The 3,471-nt window shown below is 65.1% G+C and carries 4 protein-coding genes; 1 reads left to right on the forward strand and 3 read right to left on the reverse strand.

Annotation, left to right across the window (positions count from 1 at the left end; translation table 11 throughout):
• On the forward strand, positions 1–454 hold a 454-nt coding region (locus NTX40_01925), incomplete at its 5' end, for a shikimate kinase (GenBank protein ID MCX5647843.1).
• 127 nt (positions 455–581) lie between these two features.
• On the opposite strand, the gene NTX40_01930 is transcribed toward NTX40_01925, so the two are convergent.
• The 3 genes from NTX40_01930 to NTX40_01940 form a co-directional block, all read right to left on the reverse strand.
• A complete protein-coding gene (locus tag NTX40_01930) occupies positions 582–1,439 on the reverse strand; it encodes a prepilin-type N-terminal cleavage/methylation domain-containing protein (protein MCX5647844.1) in 858 nt (285 codons plus the stop codon).
• A gap of 235 nt (positions 1,440–1,674) precedes the next feature.
• Positions 1,675–2,481: an MBL fold metallo-hydrolase gene (locus tag NTX40_01935; GenBank protein MCX5647845.1), complete on the reverse strand. Its 807-nt coding sequence runs from the start codon at positions 2,479–2,481 to the stop codon at positions 1,675–1,677.
• Between the two features lie 155 nt (positions 2,482–2,636).
• A partial coding sequence (locus NTX40_01940) for a topoisomerase DNA-binding C4 zinc finger domain-containing protein (protein ID MCX5647846.1) occupies positions 2,637–3,471 on the reverse strand: 835 nt, incomplete at its 5' end.

Consider the following 3,471-nt stretch of genomic DNA (forward strand, 5'->3'; position numbering starts at 1 on the left):
CTGGCCGCTCGTGGACACCGATACGCTCGTTCAGGAACGGGCCGGCTGGAGCATCAAGGAAATCGTGGCCGAGGAAGGGTGGCCGGATTTCCGCCGGCGCGAACGCGAGACGATCGCCGACGTAGCGGCGCACGATCGCCAGGTGATTAGCGCCGGGGGTGGCGCGGTCCTCGACGAGGCCAACGCCCGGGCCCTCCGCGCGGGGGGTCGCGTGGTGCTTCTGACGGCATCGCCCGAAACGATCTGGGATCGGATGCAAGCGGATCCGAAGACGGCGGCCGAGCGGCCGAACCTGACGGATTCCGGCGGCATCGCCGAAATCAGGAACCTCCTGGAGGAGCGGCGACCGAAGTATTTAGCCGCCTGCCATTACGAGATTCCGACCGACTGTTTCTCGCCCGAAGAAACGGCCGGCCGGATCCTCGCCTGGCTCAAGGTCAACGGGGATATCTGAGGCCGAACGAGCCGCGCAAAGGACCGGCGCGCCGGCTTCGCCGCCGACGCGCTTTTTTTCTCAGGCCGCGTCCGCAGACATGCCGTCCCGCCGCCTCGGTGGGGGCGTGCGTTCCCTATTTCTACTCCTAAGGCGGCGCGTAGTTCTGATCGTCCAGCCGGAAGATGAGGTTGGAAGTGGCGCGCAGTTCGGTCGTGGCCCAGAGCAGATCGTCCTTCCAGGGAGGGGTTTTCGTGTAGTCCAGGGTCCACTCGTATTCCTCGGCATGGCCGTCGTAGAAGACGATGTTGGTGCGGCTGCGTTTTCCATATTTGCCGCGATGACGGGCGGCGATTCGGCCGCGTTTCGAAGGTATCTGGGCGTTTATAGAAAGGCCGTCCATCGCCATCACGGTTCTCGTCCGCTGCTGAATCTCCGTCAGGTAGTGGAGGTATTGTTTCTTGTTCGGATCGTTGCCCGGTATGTAGAGCGACGGAAACTGGCGCCAGTAGGTGAGCCCAGTTTCCGCGCATCCATTCCAGTAGTAGGAGCAGGCCACCTTGTGCGTGGCCATCCCCATCTCGTACCACCCCTGGGCCTTGTCATCAAAAGGGCTGACAGGGTTGGTCGACATCGAATTTTTCTCCGGCAGGGTCGAGGGACATAGCAGGATGCTGCGTTTCTCCAGCGGGTCCTCGTTGGGCTTCGCGACGAGATTCGTCGCCTTCACATAACCGCGCATCACCAGGATATTCGCCCACCTCAAGCCCGCCTCCTCGTCGTACGCCGGCACGATGACGCCGTCGTTTTCGTTGGCATACCGCAAGACCGCCTGAGCGATTTCCTTAAGATTGTTGCGGCACTCGAGACTCTGAGCGGCGTCGAAAGCCGCCGTGATGGCCGGAAACAGGAGGCCCGCCAGGATCGCGATGATCACGATCACGATCAGCAGTTCGACGAGCGTGAAGCCCCGATCCGCGTTTTTCCGGTGCCAGTGTGTCTTCATGTTTACCTTGCCTCGCCCGCGGCGTGCCCCGTGCCCGTCGGTTCGCGAAACCGCTTCCCGTATGGAATACTAGCCGCCACGCCGCCCGACTTCAAGCCATTCCCGTCTCTGCCCAGAAGGGCCCCCTTGGGCCGCTATACCGCTGGAATCTCCCCGCATCGGCCTCCGGCCGCCCGGGGCCGCCTCACTGGACACGTGGGGAATGGGGTTTCGGCCGTCCGTGTGGCGAGGGGCCCTACGCCCTCTGGCGCTGGACGTTAAACACGAGGCCGTCGTACGCCAACCGCACGCCGCCAGGCACTTCCTTCAACGTCGGCAGCGTGGCTTCCGTCCGGGCGTGGTCCAGGTCGTGCGTCATGTGCACGAGATAGGCTTGCCGGGGTGCGAGTTCCCGGATCGCCTCGACCGCTTCGGACACGGTGAAATGAGTAGGATGCGGCTCGTGGCGCAGGCCGTCTAGGAAAAGGACGTCCAGCCCCCGCAGCAGGGCTTTCGACTCTTTCGGCATGCCGCAGCAGTCCGGGCACCACGCGAGCGACGACCCTTCCGGCGCGTCAATCCGCACGCCCGTCGCCGGGTGCACGCCGTGCATGAGGCTCACCGGCGTCAGGCGATGGTCCCAGAGTTCCACCGGCTCCGTCCAGGCGTGCCACTCCACCAGCGGGATGCCGAACAGGAAGCCCGCGTCCGTGATCGCATAGTCGAACGTCGGCTGAAGCCGCGCGAGCGTCGCAGGCGTCGCGTACACCGGGACGCACCGCCCGCTGATTTCGCCGAACCGACGCAACTCGTCGAAGCCCATGATGTGGTCCGCGTGAGCGTGCGTGAAGCAGACGGCGTCGGCGCGGTCCAGGCCGTGGGTTATCGCCTGGAGCCTGAGGTCCGGCGTCGTGTCGATGAGGAGCGTCCGCGCACCCATCTGGACGGCGGCACTCGTGCGGAGGCGGCGATTGCGGGGGTCCACCGACGTGCAGACCGGGCACCGGCATCCGATCATCGGCACGCCGTGGCTCGTTCCCGACCCCAGGACCGTGATGCGCATCGGCGGCCGCCTCGCCCGTTGCCCCGTGGCATCGCACTATAGCGGAAGCGCGCCGCGATGCAAACGCTTTGCGGTCGGCGGCGGGGTGGCACTGGTGGCTTGCCCACCAGTGTCTACAGAGGGAATAACACCGGGAGTCCTTTTCCTTCCGGCCACTATTTCAGATCGTCCGGCAGATTCTCGGTGTGCCGGCACTTGGGGTAGCCGGAGCAGCCGAGGAATCGCCCCCGGCTTCCGGAGCGGATGACCATCGGCTGGCTGCAGTCCGGGCAAGTCTGGTCGGTGGGCTCGGCCTTGGCCTTCGGCGGTCGCGAAGCACTGGCGGGTCCTCCCGACAGGTCGGGACCGGGACCAGTGTCACCCGCCGATGCACTGCCGGTGTCGGCCGCCTTCTTGCCGCCCGCGCGTTTTTCGCCCGCCAGAGGCTTGGCGTTTCGGCACTTTGGAAAGGCCGAGCACGCCAGGAACGGGCCTCGCCGCCCGCGTTTGACCACCATCTCCGCGCCGCACTTTTCGCAGACCTCGCCGGTCGGCTCGGGCTTGACGGGGTTCCCTTCGGCGTCGCAGGGGAGGGTGCTGCGGCATTTCGGGAAGTTCTCGCAGCCGAGGAACGGCTCCCTGCGTTCGTTCAGTCTCAGCAGCATCGTCCCCCCGCACTTTTCGCACTTGTGTTCGGTCGGTTTCGCCTGCGGGCGTGCTTCGCCTTCCAGCGGCTGCGTGTGCTTGCAATCGGGGAAGCCGCTGCAGCCGAGGAACGCCCCTCGCTTCGACCACCGCTTGACGAGCGGCTTGCTGCACTCGGGGCACGGCCCGGCATTCTCGTCGACGTTGTTCTTTGCGCTCGTCATTTCTTCGCTCGCTTTCTCAAGGGCCTCGGAGAACGGTTCCCAAAACTCCCGGATGACCTTCAGCGATTCTACCTTCGCCTCCTCCACCTTGTCCAGTTCTTCTTCCAGGTGGCTGGTGAACTTGACGTCCATGATCTTGGGG

The organism is Planctomycetota bacterium (genome assembly GCA_026387035.1).
Lineage (GTDB): Bacteria > Planctomycetota > Phycisphaerae > FEN-1346 > FEN-1346 > JAPLMM01.

Coding starts and splice junctions, on each gene's coding strand:
- NTX40_01930 (MCX5647844.1), bottom strand. CDS start 1,439: ATGAAGACACACTGGCACCGGAAAAACGCGGATCGGGGCTTCACGCTC.
- NTX40_01935 (MCX5647845.1), bottom strand. CDS start 2,481: ATGCGCATCACGGTCCTGGGGTCGGGAACGAGCCACGGCGTGCCGATG.